At 69.2% G+C, this 15,040-nt stretch carries 16 protein-coding genes; 10 read left to right on the plus strand and 6 right to left on the minus strand.

Annotated features, from left to right (window positions below; translation table 11 throughout):
- Positions 1 to 15: 15 nt before the first annotated feature.
- A complete protein-coding gene (locus tag K6T25_RS03925) occupies positions 16 to 213 on the plus strand; it encodes a hypothetical protein (protein WP_222916662.1) in 198 nt (65 codons plus the stop codon).
- A gap of 15 nt (positions 214 to 228) precedes the next feature.
- On the opposite strand, the gene K6T25_RS03930 is transcribed toward K6T25_RS03925, so the two are convergent.
- The 3 genes from K6T25_RS03930 to K6T25_RS03940 all read right to left on the minus strand — a co-directional run bounded on the left by K6T25_RS03930 (position 229) and on the right by K6T25_RS03940 (position 3,013).
- The gene (locus K6T25_RS03930) at positions 229 to 1,239 is read right to left on the minus strand and encodes a hypothetical protein (protein WP_222916664.1); all 1,011 of its coding nucleotides are present in this window, start codon (positions 1,237 to 1,239) and stop codon (positions 229 to 231) included.
- A 128-nt stretch (positions 1,240 to 1,367) separates the two neighbouring features.
- A complete protein-coding gene (gene gcvH, locus K6T25_RS03935) occupies positions 1,368 to 1,742 on the minus strand; it encodes a glycine cleavage system protein GcvH (RefSeq protein WP_222916666.1) in 375 nt (124 codons plus the stop codon).
- Positions 1,743 to 1,795: 53 nt separating this feature from the next.
- Complete coding sequence (locus tag K6T25_RS03940) at positions 1,796 to 3,013, minus strand: glycine cleavage system aminomethyltransferase GcvT (RefSeq protein ID WP_222916668.1); 1,218 nt, start codon at positions 3,011 to 3,013, stop codon at positions 1,796 to 1,798.
- Positions 3,014 to 3,258: 245 nt separating this feature from the next.
- Between K6T25_RS03940 and K6T25_RS03945 the strand changes: the two genes are divergently transcribed.
- Positions 3,259 to 4,950 (plus strand): sensor histidine kinase, encoded by a 1,692-nt coding sequence (locus tag K6T25_RS03945; protein WP_222916670.1) that lies wholly within the window; start codon positions 3,259 to 3,261, stop codon positions 4,948 to 4,950.
- Here K6T25_RS03945 and gap read toward each other — a convergent pair.
- Positions 4,944 to 6,002 (minus strand): type I glyceraldehyde-3-phosphate dehydrogenase, encoded by a 1,059-nt coding sequence (gap, locus tag K6T25_RS03950; RefSeq protein WP_222916672.1) that lies wholly within the window; start codon positions 6,000 to 6,002, stop codon positions 4,944 to 4,946. The genes K6T25_RS03945 and gap overlap by 7 nt on opposite strands.
- Before the next feature lie 178 nt (positions 6,003 to 6,180).
- Between gap and K6T25_RS03955 the strand changes: the two genes are divergently transcribed.
- Positions 6,181 to 6,549 carry an Hsp20/alpha crystallin family protein gene (locus K6T25_RS03955; protein ID WP_222916674.1) on the plus strand — a complete coding sequence of 123 codons (369 nt, stop codon included), beginning with the start codon at positions 6,181 to 6,183 and terminating at the stop codon, positions 6,547 to 6,549.
- A 36-nt stretch (positions 6,550 to 6,585) separates the two neighbouring features.
- Here K6T25_RS03955 and K6T25_RS03960 read toward each other — a convergent pair whose 3' ends face one another.
- Complete coding sequence (locus K6T25_RS03960; RefSeq protein ID WP_222916676.1) at positions 6,586 to 7,512, minus strand: ATP-grasp domain-containing protein; 927 nt, start codon at positions 7,510 to 7,512, stop codon at positions 6,586 to 6,588.
- A 298-nt stretch (positions 7,513 to 7,810) separates the two neighbouring features.
- Here K6T25_RS03960 and K6T25_RS03965 point away from each other — a divergent pair, with 298 nt between their 5' ends.
- A complete protein-coding gene (locus K6T25_RS03965; protein ID WP_222916678.1) occupies positions 7,811 to 8,128 on the plus strand; it encodes an RPA12/RPB9/RPC11 RNA polymerase family protein in 318 nt (105 codons plus the stop codon).
- Positions 8,129 to 8,211: 83 nt separating this feature from the next.
- Here the strand turns inward: K6T25_RS03965 and K6T25_RS03970 are convergent, their stop codons facing one another.
- Positions 8,212 to 8,931 (minus strand): class I SAM-dependent methyltransferase, encoded by a 720-nt coding sequence (locus K6T25_RS03970; protein ID WP_222916680.1) that lies wholly within the window; start codon positions 8,929 to 8,931, stop codon positions 8,212 to 8,214.
- 581 nt (positions 8,932 to 9,512) lie between these two features.
- On the opposite strand from K6T25_RS03970, the gene K6T25_RS03975 reads away from it, so the two are divergent.
- From K6T25_RS03975 to K6T25_RS04000, 6 genes are all read left to right on the plus strand, one after another.
- Positions 9,513 to 10,166 (plus strand): HVO_0476 family zinc finger protein, encoded by a 654-nt coding sequence (locus tag K6T25_RS03975; protein ID WP_222916682.1) that lies wholly within the window; start codon positions 9,513 to 9,515, stop codon positions 10,164 to 10,166.
- A gap of 96 nt (positions 10,167 to 10,262) precedes the next feature.
- Complete coding sequence (locus tag K6T25_RS03980) at positions 10,263 to 11,516, plus strand: MgtC/SapB family protein (protein WP_222916684.1); 1,254 nt, start codon at positions 10,263 to 10,265, stop codon at positions 11,514 to 11,516.
- A 96-nt stretch (positions 11,517 to 11,612) separates the two neighbouring features.
- Positions 11,613 to 12,059 (plus strand): universal stress protein, encoded by a 447-nt coding sequence (locus K6T25_RS03985; protein WP_222916686.1) that lies wholly within the window; start codon positions 11,613 to 11,615, stop codon positions 12,057 to 12,059.
- Positions 12,060 to 12,372: 313 nt separating this feature from the next.
- Positions 12,373 to 12,522 (plus strand): DUF7557 family protein, encoded by a 150-nt coding sequence (locus K6T25_RS03990; protein ID WP_222916687.1) that lies wholly within the window; start codon positions 12,373 to 12,375, stop codon positions 12,520 to 12,522.
- A 216-nt stretch (positions 12,523 to 12,738) separates the two neighbouring features.
- The gene (locus K6T25_RS03995; protein ID WP_222916688.1) at positions 12,739 to 13,818 is read left to right on the plus strand and encodes a hypothetical protein; all 1,080 of its coding nucleotides are present in this window, start codon (positions 12,739 to 12,741) and stop codon (positions 13,816 to 13,818) included.
- Between the two features lie 134 nt (positions 13,819 to 13,952).
- Positions 13,953 to 14,879, plus strand: a complete 927-nt coding sequence (locus K6T25_RS04000; protein WP_222916689.1) for a class I SAM-dependent methyltransferase — start codon at positions 13,953 to 13,955, stop codon at positions 14,877 to 14,879.
- Positions 14,880 to 15,040: the final 161 nt, after the last annotated feature.

The following is a 15,040-nucleotide window of genomic DNA, read 5'->3' on the forward strand; positions in this document are numbered from 1 at the left end:
GCGCCGAGCGACGGCGTGACCGATCCGGTCGACCCGCCCAAGACCGACCCACTCGACGTCGACGACGAGGCGACGGTGTCGCCGCGACCGTACGCGGATCTCGTCGCGGGCGTGATGGAGGCGCGCGGCTGCGCGAAGCCCGCCGCCGAGGACTGGGTGGACGAACAGGGGCGGGAGGCGGCCGAGCGGTTCCTGCTCGCCCGGTGGACCTGACGAGGACGCGAGTCCCTACCCCTCCGTCGTCGGCGTCTCGGTGAACGCCGACTCGTCCACCTGCAACGACGCCCAGTACACCGTCCCGTCGTAGCGGACGACGTACTCGCCGCTGGCGCGCCGCGACTCGGGGTCGTGCTCCCACTCGAGGACGACCGGGTCGCGCTCGCGGAACCGATCCACGAGCGATCGGAGCGCCTCGCTCGGCTCCTCGTCGCTGGCGACGTGGTACCCCGAGTAGTCGTCGCCGTCGGGCGCCGGCGTCTCGGGATCGATCGCGGCATCGAGGATCTCCCGCTCCTCGCGGGGGAGCACCGCCAGCGAGAAGCCGAACCGCTCGCGGAGGTCCGCGCCGAACGCGGCCGCTGACGCGACGCGCTCGGCCGTCAACTCGTAGGTGTAGACGGTGTACGTGGACGCGCCGTCGACCTCGAAGCGGGCCGGTCCGTCCGGCCAGACGACGACCGGGTACTCGAGCTCGGGGACGAGCACCGACTCCTCGACTGCCTCGGGACGATACGAGAGACTGGTTCCGATCCCGATCGGTCGCTCGTCGTCGTAGCCGCGCTCGGCGAGCACCGCCCTGTCCACCTCCGGAAGGTCCCCGTACCGGATCCGGTCGTTCGGCCCGGGCGTCTCCTCGCCCTCGTCGACCCGGATCGGGTTGATCGTCACGGAGAACGAGCGCAGTTCGCGGGAGTCGACCGTCTCCGCGGCGAACCGGTACACGCCGTCGTTCACGACGACCGGCCGGTCGGTCGGGAGGGGAGCATGGGTGTCCTCGGTCGTTACGGGATCCTCATCGACGACGCGGACCGCGAGGTCGTCGCTGGGCTCCGGGTCGGCCCCACCCTCGGTACCGCTGTCGCCGAAGGTGTACAGCGCCTCGCGCGCGAGGCCGGCGTCGTCCTCGGCGGTCATGCGGAGGGAGGCGGTCGGGGAGGCCGCACAGCCGGTGCAGCCGCCGGTGGCCGTCGCCGCAAGCGTCGCCGTCGTCGCGAGGAACGACCGGCGGTCGAGTGGCATGGCCGACGATACACGACAGATCGGCAAGAAGTATCCGGAGACGAAAACGACGATTGTAGCGATCCGGCGCCGACCGGAGTGACCGCCGTCGGTTTCGGCGGCCGGTCGTCGGTTTCGGCGACCGGTCGTCAGGCGATCTGGTCGCGGTACTCGTCGGCCGAGAGGAGGTCGTCGAGGTCTCCCTCCTCGACGTCGAGTTCGAGCATCCAGCCGTCGCCGAAGGGGTCGTCGTTGACCAGTTCGGGCGCGTCGAACAGTTCCTCGTTGACCGCGACCACGTCGCCGGAGACCGGCGCGTACAGGTCGGAGACGGCCTTGATCGATTCGACGACGCCGAACTCGGCGCCCGCCGCCACGGCGTCGCCCTCGCTCGGCAGTTCGACGAAGACCACGTCGCCCAGTTCGTCCTGTGCGAACTCGGAGATGCCGACGCGGCCCGTCTCCGGGTCGATCCACTCGTGTGACTCGCGGTAGCGAAGGTCGTCGGGAACGTCGAAGCTCATCGTCTATCGGAGTTGCCGGGACGGGGGTACTTGGGTGTATCCGAACCGGCGCGCTACTCGAACGGGACCGCGACGACCTTCGCGCGCTTCTCGCGCCCGCGAACCACCACCCTGACCTCGGTCCCGGGGTCGGTGAGATCGACCGGGAGATACCCGAGCGCGATCGGCTTGTCGAGGCTCGGGCTCATCGTTCCCGAGGTGACCGTCCCGACGACGTGTCCGTCCTCGTTGGTCACGTCGTAGCCGTGGCGCGGGACCCCCCGATCGAGCAGCTCGATGCCGACGAACGTGTCCTCGACGCCCGCCTCCGCCTGCGCGGCGAGCGCGTCGCGCCCGACGAACTCGGCGTCCAGATCGACCGCGAAGCCGATGTCGGCCTCGTAGGGCGTCCGCGGCTCGTCCTCCGGGTCGAAGTCCTGCCCCGAGAGGAGGAACCCCTCCTCGATGCGCAGGGTGTCGCGCGCACCGAGGCCGCACGGCGTCGCGTCGGCGGCGAACAGCTCCCACACCGCCTCGGCGTCCGTCCACGGACACAACACCTCGAAGCCGTCCTCCCCGGTGTAGCCCGTGCGTGCGACCCAACAGTCCGCGCCGGCGAGGGGCGCGAACGTCGCCGAGAACCGCGAGAGGTCACGCACGTCCGGCCCGCCGTCGTCTACCGCGTCCGCGACGAGGTCGGGCGCGTCGGGACCCTGTACCGCGAACATCGCCCAGTCCTCGGTGACGTTGCGCACCTCGCAGTCGAGGCCCCACTCGTCGCGGTGGTCGACCCACCGCTCGTGCATCTGTGCGTCGTGGCCCGCGTTCGGGATGAACAGGTACGCGGGGACCGTCTCGTGACTGTCGCGCTCGCCGGCGTCGTCCCCGTCCGCGTCGACGGGTCCGGCGTCCGCGTCGACGGGGCCGGCGTCCGCGTCGACGGCGCCGTCGGCATCGTCGCCCGTCCGCTCCTCGTCAGGGAGTCGGTAGACGACGGTGTCGTCCAGCATGACGCCGTCCTCACGGGTGATCGCGGCGTACTGGGCGTCGCCCGGCGAAAGGCTGGTTACGTCGTTGGTCGTGAGGCGGTCCAGGAGGGTCGTCGCGTCGGGGCCGGCGACCTCGACCTCGCCCATGTGCGAGACGTCGAAGACGCCGGCCGACTCGCGCACCGCCGCGTGCTCGGCGCGGATCGAGTCGAACTCCACGGGCATGTCCCACCCGCCGAACTCGGTGAACTTCGCGTCGCGCTCGGCGTGGACCTCGCGGAGGGGCGGCTTCCGAAGCGTCATGTCTCCGAGGTCGGTCGGGGCAGAGTAATGGTTTGGTATTCCGGCGCGCCGCTTCCCGACCCCGCGCGACCGTCGCGGGTCGGCGACCGTGGAGTGGAGGACGGGATCGGGGCGGCCCCCGTCCGGACACGTTCGGGGCACGCACGCGAGCGCGGCACCCACCGCGGCCCGATGATCCGTTCTGATAATCCGGGGCGATCGACTAAGTCGACAGAGGGGCCGGCTGTGAACAGATGGTCGAACTCGTGAGTAGCGCATCGTTCTACTGGTATATACTGGCGTACGTCGTCGCGATAGTCGGCTGCGCCGTCGCGCTCCGACGCGCGAGGCGGATCGACGACCGAGAAACGCGCGTGGGGCTGGTGGCGCTGCTCGTCACCAGCGGCAGTTGGGCGACCGCACAGCTGGGGTACCTCATCGCGCCGACCGGGACGCTCCAGTACGCGCTGTACCTGACCGGACTGATCGTCGGACTCACCACCATCGGCGGCTGGCTCTACTTCTGCTCGGCGTACACCGGCCGGTCGTTCCACCGGAACCGGACGTACCGCCGGCTCGCCGTGGCCGTGTACGTCGCGATCGTCGCCGTGAAACTGACCAACCCGTTCCACGGGCTGTATTTCACCGCCGAGCCCATGACGACGCCGTTCCCCCACCTCGCGATCCAGCCGGGGCTGGCCCACTGGGTCGTCACGGGGCTGTCGTACTCGCTTGTCGCGGTCGGCTTCTTCATGCTGTTCGACCTGTTCCTCGAGGTGGATTTCGACACGCGCCCGTTGGCCGCGCTCGTGGGCGCGACTGCGCTCCCCGTGACGTTCGACCTCGTCGAGATGACGAGCACGACGATCCCGGATCTGAGCCTCGAACCCGTGGGCGTCGCGGCGTTCGCGGTCGGGACGCTGTTCGTCTTCGAGGACCGGTTCCTCTCGATACAGCTGTCCGACGGCGTCGACGACGTGCTGATCTACCTCGACGGCGACGGCCGGATCCGGGAGGCGAACGGGCTCGCCCGCGAGCGCTTCCCCGAACTGCGCGGCGCACGCGGCCGGGCGCTGGAGGCCGTGCTCCCCGCCGTCGCCTCGGCCGTCGGCGACGACGAGGGGGTGCTCGAACGCCGGGAAGACGGCGAGGCACGCTACTACCTCGTTTCCACGACGGAGTTCGTCCGCGGCGGCGGCACGCTCGGGAGGCTGGCGATGCTGAGCGACGTGACCGACTCCGAACGGCGCAGGCGGGAGCTGGAGCGCCAGAACGACCAGCTCGAGTCGCTCGCGGCCGCGATGCGCCACGAGCTGCTCAACACCCTCCAGATCGTCGCCGGTCGCGTCGACATCGCCGGGAGGGAGCTGGAGTCCGGAGACGTCCAGTCGGCCCGGGAGTCGCTGCGGACCGCCTCGGGGACCGCCCAGCGAATGCGGGGGCTCGTCGAGGACTTCGCCGACGTGGCCCGGCAGGGCCGGACCGTCGAGGCGACCGAGTCGGTGCCGTTCGACGTGGCAGTCGGGGAGGCGTGGGCCGCGGTCGACACGGCGGACACGGAGCTCGTGAGCGACGGCGAGGGCACGATCGAGGCCGACGCCGACCGGCTCACCTCGCTGCTCGCGAGCGCGTTCCGCTTCGGCGTCCACAACGGCGCCGACCGGATCGCGGTCGAACTCGAGGGGGACGGCTTCTCGGTCGCCGGCGACGGCGACGACCACCACGACATGGACGCGGAGGCGTTCTTCGAGTACGGCGGCGCCGTCCCCGACGCCGAGGCGGGGATCGCGCTGCCGAACGTGCGGACGTTGGCGCGGGTCCACGGGTGGACGGCGACCGTCGACGACGAGTACGACGACGGGGTCAGAGTGGTGATCGAGAACGCGCACACGGAGCCGGCACGGTCGGCAACGCGGTCCGCAGCCGAGCGTGAGCCCGCCGCCTCGAGGGCTCAGTAGGCGTCGACGTACGCCGCCACGTCGAGCAGTCGGTTCGAGAAACCGTACTCGTTGTCGTACCACGTGAGGATCTTCGCGATGCCCTCGTCGTTCTCGCCGACGACGTTCGTCGAACGCAGATCGACGTACGAGGAGAACGGCAACCCGATGATGTCGCGGCTGACGACCTCGTCGTCGGTGTAGCCGAGCACGCCCGCGAGCGGACCGGCGTCGGCCGCGTCGCGGAACGCCTCGTTGATCTCGTCGGCCGACGGCGACGACTCCAGGTCGACGACCAGTTCGGTGAGCGAGCCGTTGGGGACCGGGACGCGCATCGCCATCCCGTCGAGTTTGCCCTGCAGTTGGGGCAGTATCTCCGTCGCAGCCTGTGCGGCGCCCGTCGAGGTGGGAACGATGTTCTCGGCGGCCGCGCGACCCCGGCGGGTCTTCGCTTTCGGGCCGTCGACGAGGTTCTGACTCCCCGTGTAGGCGTGGACCGTCGTCAGCGTCCCGGAGGCGATGCCGAACTCCTCGTCGAGCACCTTCGCGACCGGCGTGACGGAGTTGGTCGTACAGGAGGCGTTCGAGACGACCGACTCGCCCTCGTACTCGTCGGCGTGGTTGACACCGTACACGAGCTGCTTGACCGGCTCCTCGCCCTTCGGCGGCGCGGAGATGATCGCAACGTCGGCGCCCGCCTCCACGTGTCGCTCGGCGTCGCTTTTCGTGCGGAAGACGCCGGTGCACTCCAGCGCGACGTCCACGTCGAGGTCGTCCCACGGGAGGTCGGCGGGGTCCTGCTCGTCGAGGAGCGGAACCGAGGTGCCGCCGATGCTCAGCGCGCGCGCGTCGGCGTCGTACTCGACGCCGTCGAGGCGGCCCATCACGGAGTCGTAGGAGGCGAGATACCGCATCTCCTCGCCGTCCATCACGTCGTTGATGCCCACGAGCTCGATCCGCGGGTCCTCCAGCACCGCGCGGAAGACGTTGCGGCCGATCCGACCGAACCCGTTCAGGCCCACCCGGACCGGCTCGTCTCCGTTGTTGCCCGCTTCGAGGTACGATTTACTCATATCCGAATAACCGATGTCCGGAACCTTATCGCTTGTGGGTCCGTCGGAACGAACCCGCCGGTACGCTGTCGCAGCGGCGGGAGCGCCGTCGCGCCGGCGCACTCGTCGTCGCCGAGGGCGCCGGGACGCTTCCGAGGGGAGAAGGTTTATTCGGGGGAGCGAACTACCTCGGGTGAGTATGCGCGACGACCGCGACGATCCGTTCGGCGACATCTTCGATGAGATCGAGCGGATGATGAGCGAGATGGCCGGCGAGCCCGGCGGCGACGCCGGCTTCGGCGACGAGACCCACGTGTCGGTGTACGAGGAGGGGGAGACGCTCCGTCTCGTGGCCGACCTGCCGGGAGTCGACAAGGACGGGATCGACCTCCAGTGTGACGGCCGAACCCTGACGATCTCCGCGGAGGGCGACGGCCGACGCTTCGACGAGCGGGTTCGGCTCCCCGTCCGTGTCGACGAGCACTCCGCGGCGGCGGCGTTCAACAACGGCGTGCTCGAGGTCACCTTCGACGCGCTGGAGCCCTCCGCCGACATCGACGTCGAGTAACGGCGACGGTCGTCGACGACAGTCCGATCCCCGCTTCTACTGCGCTGCCGTCCGCCGCACCAGCGCCGCCAGATCCGCGTCGAACCCCTCGCGGTACTTCTCGGCGGCGTCGATCGTCGGCCGGGCGTTCGTCTCCGAGACGACGAGTCGACCGTCCGACTCCAGCAGGTCGACCCCGAGCAGCGGGACCCCCAGCGTTTCGGCCGCGCGCTCGGCGAGTCGCCGTGCCGATTCCGGGAGGTCGACGCCCTCGGCGACGGCGCCCCGGTGGACGTTGTGCTTCCACTTCCCCTCGGCCAGCGCCGCCTCGGGGAGTCTGCGCTCCACGGCGCCGGCGTAGGCGCCGTCCAGCACCATGACCCGGTAGTCGGTCGCGGCGGGGAGGAACTCCTGCAGCAGGTACGACTTGTCGCCGGTCGCGCGGTAATCGTGGACGAGGTCGAGGTAGTCCGTCACGCCGAGCAGCGAGTCCGGATCGGTCACCTTCGCGACGCCGACGCCGCGCGTCGTCGAGTTGGGCTTCACGACCAGCGGGTAGCCGATCTCGTCGGCCGCGGCCAGCACGGCCTCGTCGTCGGCGGGGTTCGAGACCAGCCGCGTCGCCGGAACGGGGAGCCCCGCGTCCGCCAGCGTCGCGAGCGCGCCGGCCTTGTTGCGGGAAGCCAGCACCGCGTCCTTGCCGTTCACCCACGGCACCCCGAGGCGGGCGTCGACGACCGCCCCCTCCATCAGCCGCGACGGGTACACCCAGCCGGCGTCGAAGCCGTCGAACTCCGTCTCGGCTTCCGCGTCGGCGGCGGTTTCGGGTTCGCCGCCGCCGGCGACCCGGAGCACGCGCTCGTCCGGCCGGACGTGATCGACGGCGATGCCGTGCGGTGCGAGGCGCTCGCGCAGTCGCTCGAACGTCTCCGCGCGCGTGGTCACCGCGAGCCGGAGGTCGGGGTGGGACGGCGCCGTCGACATCGGTCTGTCGGACTCGACGGTCGCCCGGCGTATAGCGGTTCGGCTCGCGGTACGGGTGACCGACACGACGCCGAAACCCGTGTATGTGGTGTTGTACCCGGAGAACTGTCGGAACACCCACCTCACGACTCCGCGCGGTGGCTTCCGAGAGCCAGAGGAATCCGAGACGATGCTCGAGGACTACGGGGTGGAATTGAGCCCGCCGATACCTCGGTACAGTCAACATAGACAATTGCCAGACATCCGCGACCGATCGGGAATTAATACATATGCCCACAACCGTGTATCCCTCCGTCATATGCAATTCTGTAACGAGTGTGATTCGATGATGCACACGGAGGGCGACACGTGGGTGTGTCGCTCCTGTGGGACCGAGGAGCCGCGGGACTCGCAAGCGGAATCGGCGATGACGACCCGGGATGGACAGCGGGACGACGGGGCACCCGCCGTGGCCGACGCGACACGGGGCTCCGCCGAGACGATGCAAGAGCCCTGTCCGGCGGACGACTGCGAGGGCGAGCGGGCCCATTACGAGATGATACCGAAGCCGGGCGGCTCCTACGAGGTCCGGCTGTTCACCTGTGTCGAGTGCGGCCACAAGTGGCGCGAATCCTGACGGCGCATCTCGCGACCCCCGGCGCGTACATCCGCACAGACCGCCACACCGGACTCTCAACTCCCGTCGAACTCGATCGTCTGTTACACAGGTCTCGCGACGTAGTAGAGTCCCCTCTCGAAGAACCGGAGGGGTGAGTCTCGTTTCCCAATCACGGCCTCCAGTCGGAACCCTGCCCCACGGAGCTGACGCCACTGGTGAAGGGGGTTCGAAAAATAGGTCTCGAGGGCGATGCGGTCGCGCCTGTCTACTTTATATCTGCGCGAGCTCCGGTCTCTGTTCTCCGGGGCCAGATAGAACTTCCGAAGGAACCCCCAGTCACTGACGAGAGCGGGCAGTGTGTACCACGTATTGTGACTGCTGAACGCGAAGGTTCCGTTGGGGTTCAGGACGCGCCAGATCTCGGAGAGCGCTCGTAAGCGCTCGGTGGCCGGGTACGGGTAGTCCAGACCGTTATACGAGAACAACACATTGTCGAATGAGTTGTCAGCAAAGGGGAGCCGAGTCGCATCCGCTATCCCCAGCGCCGCATCTCCGGTCAGAGATCTGGCCGCTTCCACCATTGGTTCGCTTACGTCTACCGCGACGACATCGAGGCCGCCGTCCACGAGTTGCACCGTGGTCCGACCGGCCCCACACCCCAGGTCCAGCACGGATTCCCCCGCAGAGAAGTACTTTTCAGCGATCTCCCGCTCTTGTGGAAAGAGCCCATCTTCGAGTTGCCCCTCAGCCCGGGCGATCTTTTCGGTCGTTGAGAACGCATCCACGTTTCCCCCGTGATCAGTCTGTGAGTGGTCGTCCATGCATTTTGGGAGTCGGGCGTTCGGAGGCATCGCTCAGTTCGCTCGCCCGCAGAGCTTCGAGACGATCCGTCCATCCAGCGTCTTCGTAGTCAGCGTCGGGCAGGAGTGCAACTCCGGTTCAGACTTCGCGTTATACGAGGACAGGCGGGAATTATTCGCCCCGGCCTACCGGGGTCGGCTCGATTCTTCTGTATTCTCTGTGGTGCTGTCGGCCCCGCACCATCGGGTGAGGTGAAGAGATCCCCTCGAATCATCTTCACTCTGGGGGAGTTGGTCGCTCTCACTTTACTACAGACAGCATACTGTTCTGGAATGTGGGGCGGTTGCTGAGTAGACCCTCTGTATCTCGAACCGAGTTTTTCATACTGTATCGATAGGATTCTACTCCGGATCGGTAGCGGATCAGCTGTACGTACCGATCCCTACCGAACCCATCCTCAGTCGAAGTTCTCGGCAGATCCGTTCAGTCCCGCCCTTGCCGCGACGCGCGCTGTGCTCCTGACTCGCTCGGCTACGACACGCCCCCACACGCGCATCCGGAGAAACGAGGCTTCTTACGGCGCGACGCGGTATCGAGGGGTATGAGCGATTCCGACGTTCCCTCGCAGGTGCCCGTGGAGTGCCCGGGCTGTGGCGAGGAGACACCCCACGAGGTGCTGAAGCCCGGCGGCCACGCCACGGTGCAGTGTACGGTCTGCGGCCACACCCACAAGGTCGAGGTGCCGGAGCCGACGACCATCGACGTGGACGTCGTCGTCTCCCAGGACGGCGAGTCGTACACCGCGACGCTCGATGGCGAGCCCGACCAGCAGGTCGAGGTCGGCGACGAGTTCATCGTCGAGACCGAGGCGGCGATCCAGCAGGTACGCGTCACCTCGATCGAGCTGTCGGGCGACCGTCGCGTCGAGGAGTCCGACCTCGACCACGCCGCGACCGTCTGGACACGCGTCGTCGACAACGTCGCCGTCAACATCACCGTCCATCCCAAGGACGGCCGTCGCGACGAGACCCGGAGCCTGAAGGTGTACGTCCCCGGCGACTACGAGTTCACGGTCGGCGAGACGGTCTCGTTCGGCGACGACGAGATCGAGATCGAGGGCGTCCAGGTTCGCGACGAGTCCGCCGACACCTACCGCCACGAGAAGTTCGACCACGAGGGCGACATGGTGTACGCGAAGGACGTGAAGCGCGTGTACGCCCGCGACACGAAGACGGCCGCCTGGTCGGCCTGGTAAGGCCCGGTCCGCCCGGGAGCGTCGGGCGGTCCAACGGCGGCACGGCGGACCGACTAGTACCTAGTTTGACAACCCGCAAGCGCGACGCGTCACTCGATGGTCGTGCCCACCGCCGATCCGGTGGTCGAGGTGCTCGTCCCCCTGCTCCTCGCGCTGGCGCTGGGTGCGCTCGTCGGCCTCGAACGCGAGCAAAGCGAGTCCGGCGGGTCGTTCGCGGGGAGTCGGACGTTTCCGCTGTTCGCGCTGTACGGCGCGCTGGTTCAGGCGTTCTTTCCGAGCGCGCTCCCGCTCGCGGTCGGGGTGATCGTCGTCCCCCTCACCGTCGCGTACGTCGGGAAGGTCTGGTACGAGCGCGACATCGGCCTGACGACGCTCGTGGCCGCCCTCCTCACGGTCCTGCTCGGCGCGATGACGACCCACTCCGACCGCGGTGCGGTCGTCGCCATCGTCGTCGCCGGCGCGGTCACCGTGCTGCTGTCGGTGAAAGACCCCGTCCACGAGTTCGCCGACCGGATCGATCCCCACGAGCGGCGGGCGTCGGCGAAGTTCGTCCTCGTCGTCCTCGTCGTCCTCCCGGCGTTGCCCGACCGTTCGGTCGACGCGCTCTACGGGCTCAACCCCCGGTTCGTCTGGCTGATGGTCGTCTTCGTCACCGGCCTCGGGTTCGTCGCGTACCTGCTGGGACGCGTCCTCGGGACCGAACGCGGCATCGCCGTCACCGGGGTCGTCGGCGGGTTCGTCTCCTCGACCGCGACGACGGTGTCGATGGCGGAGAAGACGGTCCAGAACGCGACTCTGTATCACGTCTGCGCGTTCGCGGTCGTCACCGCCTCGATCGTGATGTTCCCGCGGGCGCTCATCGAGGTCGCGGTCGTCAACCCCGCGTTGCTCCCGAGCGTCGCGCCGCCGCTCGGCGCGATGACCGCGGTGGGCGTGGTCGCCGCCGGGGTGCTCTACTGGCGGACCGCCGCCGAGGAGACGGTCGAACCGGAGGAGCTCAAGAACCCGTTTCGCCTCCGACCGGCGCTCCTGTTCGGGGCCGTGTTCGCGGTCGTGTTGCTCGTCGCCGAGTCCGCCAACGAGTGGTTCGGCTCCGCCGGCGTGTACGCGACGGCGTTCTTCTCCGGACTGGCGGACGTCGACGCGATGACGATCACCCTGAGTCGGCTCGCGGCGGACGGAACGGTCCCGCCCGAGGTCGCCACGACGGGGATCGTCATCGCGGCCGTCGCGAACACCCTCGTCAAGGTCGCACTGGCGTGGCTCATCGGCACCCGTGAGCTGGGGAAACTCGTGACCGTCGTGCTCGGCGTCGTCGTCGTGAGCGGACTCGTCCTCCTCGGGGTCTGATCCCGGAGTTCCGGAGCGACCGCGGTCGCGACCGTCGATTCCCATCGGTTCGGAATGGCGCGGTAGCGTTTGTGCCTCGGGGTGAAACAGTTGGATATGTACTCGACGGTCCTGATCCCGACCGACGGAAGCAAGGGAACCGACGGCGCCATCGACCACGCTATCGACGTCGCCACCACGTACGACGCGGCGCTCCACACGCTCTACGTGGTCGATACCGATATCGGCGTCGACGCGTCGATCGCCGGGACGTTCGACGCCCTCGAGGACGTCGGGCGGGACGCGATCGACGAGGTCGTCAGCCGCGGGGAGGCCGCCGGCGTCGACCAGATCGAGGGCGCGATCGCCCAGGGGAAGCCCCACCGCGCGATCCTCGAATACGTCGACGAGCACGACGTCGATCTGGTCGTGATGGGCACCCACGGCCGCACGGGGCTGAACCGGTACCTGATCGGGAGCGTCACCGAACGAGTCGTCAGGCTCTCCGACACGCCGGTGTTGACGGTTCCGATGCGACCCGACGACGCCGAGGAGCCGTCGTGACCGGCCGAGCCAGGCGACCAAAGCGCGTCGTCGTCGAGTTCGCCGACGAGGAGGACGTCGACCACATCGCCCCGGAGCACACGCGCGGACGACGGCGGAACGGCCGGCGGACGGGGTGCCACGGGGATCGTCGCCCGGCCGCCGAGCGCTCCCGTGTCGCTCGTCCGGCGACCGGACTGCCGCTCGGTACCCCCGGGGCCCAAAGTACCGGTCGGTGCTTACCGACGGATGAGAACGGCTGGCGGGATATATAGATCGGGTCGGCGTCACACCGACCGAGCCGGTGCACCACGGCGACTGACGGCCTTCCACCATGACATACACACTGGAGATCAGCGACGAACTCAGGGACCGACTGGACGACCACCTCGAGGCGGACGAATCGTACGAGGAGTTCATCGCGGAGTTGGTCACCGTGTACGAGACCGAGGGGACGTTCCTCCAGGAGGGATACTCGGAGTGATCCGGCGCGGCGCGTGAGGATGCCGAGGACGAACGGGTGACGTCGGTCCGGCGTCGCAGGAGGAACGGCGCATACAAGTGTGAACTGTTCGACACAAACGCGCTTCAGCGAGCCCTTTTGAGGTCATCTACGGAACCACCGACCCATGCGATCCACGCCAGGACGTCGAGATCGACGATCGAGCGGTCGAGTCCGGCCCCGCCCCGGAGGCCGACGATGAGCGAGTGGCGAGTCGCGGACCCGAGCGCCCGGCTCACCGATCCCGATGCGGCCGAGCAGCCCCGAGAGACGACGTTCGCCGACGCGGCGGGTCGCGCGAACTTCGTCGTCCACGAGCCGACCGCGCTCCCCGACGACTGCGCGGTCGAGACGGTGACGTATCGACCCGAACAGCCGCCGGGCAGACCCGAGGGAGTCGACGCGGCGGACATCGGGCAGACGCCGTGGAGCGACGGCAACCCAGCAAGCGTCCGGGCGGTCGTCCGCGGCGACGGACGGGCGCTGCGTATCAAGCAGTTCCTGTACGACTGGGCGCCGCCGGCCGCCGGCGTCGCGCCGCTGTGGCGGACCCCCAACCCGACGCCCGTCGAGTGCGACGACGCCGTCGGCTGGCTCGGGACGGACTACGAGGGCAGACGCGGCGCGTGTCTCCAGCGCGAGCGCGCACAGATCGAGATCTCCGTCACCGACGGCGCGTTCGACGACGACGAACTCGCGGCGGTGCTGCGCGGGTTCGCCCCGGCGGACGCGGCCGCGAGCCGCGGCGTCCGCGAGGCGCCGTTTCACGCGCTGCACTACTGGGTCAGGTACGGCTGTCGCCCGCCCGCCGTCCCCCACGGCCTGTGGGACTATTCGGGACCTCGCCCGTACGACGAGAGCCGACCCGTTTCCATGAACGCGCTCGCGCGCGAGCCGCCCGCCCGGCCGCTGGTTCCCGCGGACGACGACGCGTTCGTCCTCGACTCTGCGCTGGCGTTTCCCGACGCGGACGCGGTCGAGGTCGTCCTCCGGAGCCGGGCGAACGGGAGCGACCACCTCTGGATCACCGCCGCGGCCGAGGGAAGTCCGCTCGCGCCCGCCATCCCCCCGGAGCCGGCCGACCAGTCCTGCGAGCGTCGCGGGCGGATCGACTGCCGCGACACGGCCGTTCACTACGCCGCCCTCGACGAGGCGTACGGCGCGTGGGAGGCGCTGTGGCGCGAGGAGGGAACCCGATACGCCGCGTGGGCCGGCCCCTCGCTCGCGCTCGACGGCGCCGGGGTTCGCGACGTGATCGACGGGATGACCGTGCCCTGAGTCGGAGGAGATCGCCGCCGGCGCCGGCCGCCGAACGCTCCCGCGATTTCTCCGCCGGAATCCCCGATCGAACCCCGGTTGTCACGCCGGAGGGATGGCCTTTTATCGGTCCGGCGAAGCGTCGTGGACAAGCCATGCCGAGCGACGAGCGGACGGGGCTGACTGTCCACGAGCTGTTCCTGCTGTGGGCGGCCCGACGGACCGGGATACTCGAGGCGCTGCTGTCGACGGCGGGGACGCCGGCGGCGGTGGCCGCGGCGACCGACGTCGCCGAGCCGTCCGCCGAGCGCGTCGTTCGGGCGCTCGCGCGGATCGGGTTCCTCGAGCGCGTGGGCGACGAGTACGAGCCGACGAACCGAGCGCTCGGGCTGCTCGCCAAGCGCGACGTGCGCTCGATCGGGCCGATCCCACACGAGCTCGACCGACTCGACGAGCTGGTCGAGCTGCCCGAAACGCTGGAGACGGGCGTGGCGCCCGAGCGTCACGACGAGTGGGGGGCGAACGCGCTGGGAGCCCACTACGCCACCGACGAGGCGACCGTTCGCGCGTCCGTCACCGCCGCCGTGCGGGCCCTCCCCGACGCCCGGTCCGTCGTCGACCTGAGCGGCGGATCCGGCGTGTACGCCCGCGAGTTCGCCGCTCGCGGTCTCGACGCGACGCTGGTCACGTCGCCGGCGACGGCCGAGCGGCTGGGCCGAGTGCACGGCGATCGCGTCCGGATCCACGCGGACGTTCCCGCGACGCTCGACTCCGGCTTCGACGTGGCGTTTCTCGGCGACGCCCTCTCCGCGATGGGTCCCGCTGCGGCGCGCGCGACCTGCTCGGTCGCCGCCGACCTCCTCGGCGACGACGGGGCCGTCGTCGCGACGGACGTGTTCGCCGACGGGGACGACGTGGCGGCGGTCACGGCGGAGGTCCGCGGGCTCGCGGCCGACCACGGCGGCGCCCACGCGCCCGAAGCCGTCCGCGACTGGTTGATCGACGCCGGGCTCGCCGACGTGCGAGTGTCAGCGATCCCCGGAACGGATCGCGGCGCCGCGATGGGAACACTCGACACCTGATCGTCGATATCCGACGTTCTGTAGTATGTTTCCGGTCAGACACCACCAATAGCGGTGTAAAACCCATGTTTTGTCGTGTGATCTCGCGTTCGATTTCGTCGATCCCGCTCCCACGGATCGGCGATCTGTTTTAAGCCAACACGACGCGTGCAGTCACCGTG

Source organism: Halobaculum rubrum (assembly GCF_019880225.1).
GTDB classification, from domain to species: domain Archaea; phylum Halobacteriota; class Halobacteria; order Halobacteriales; family Haloferacaceae; genus Halobaculum; species Halobaculum rubrum.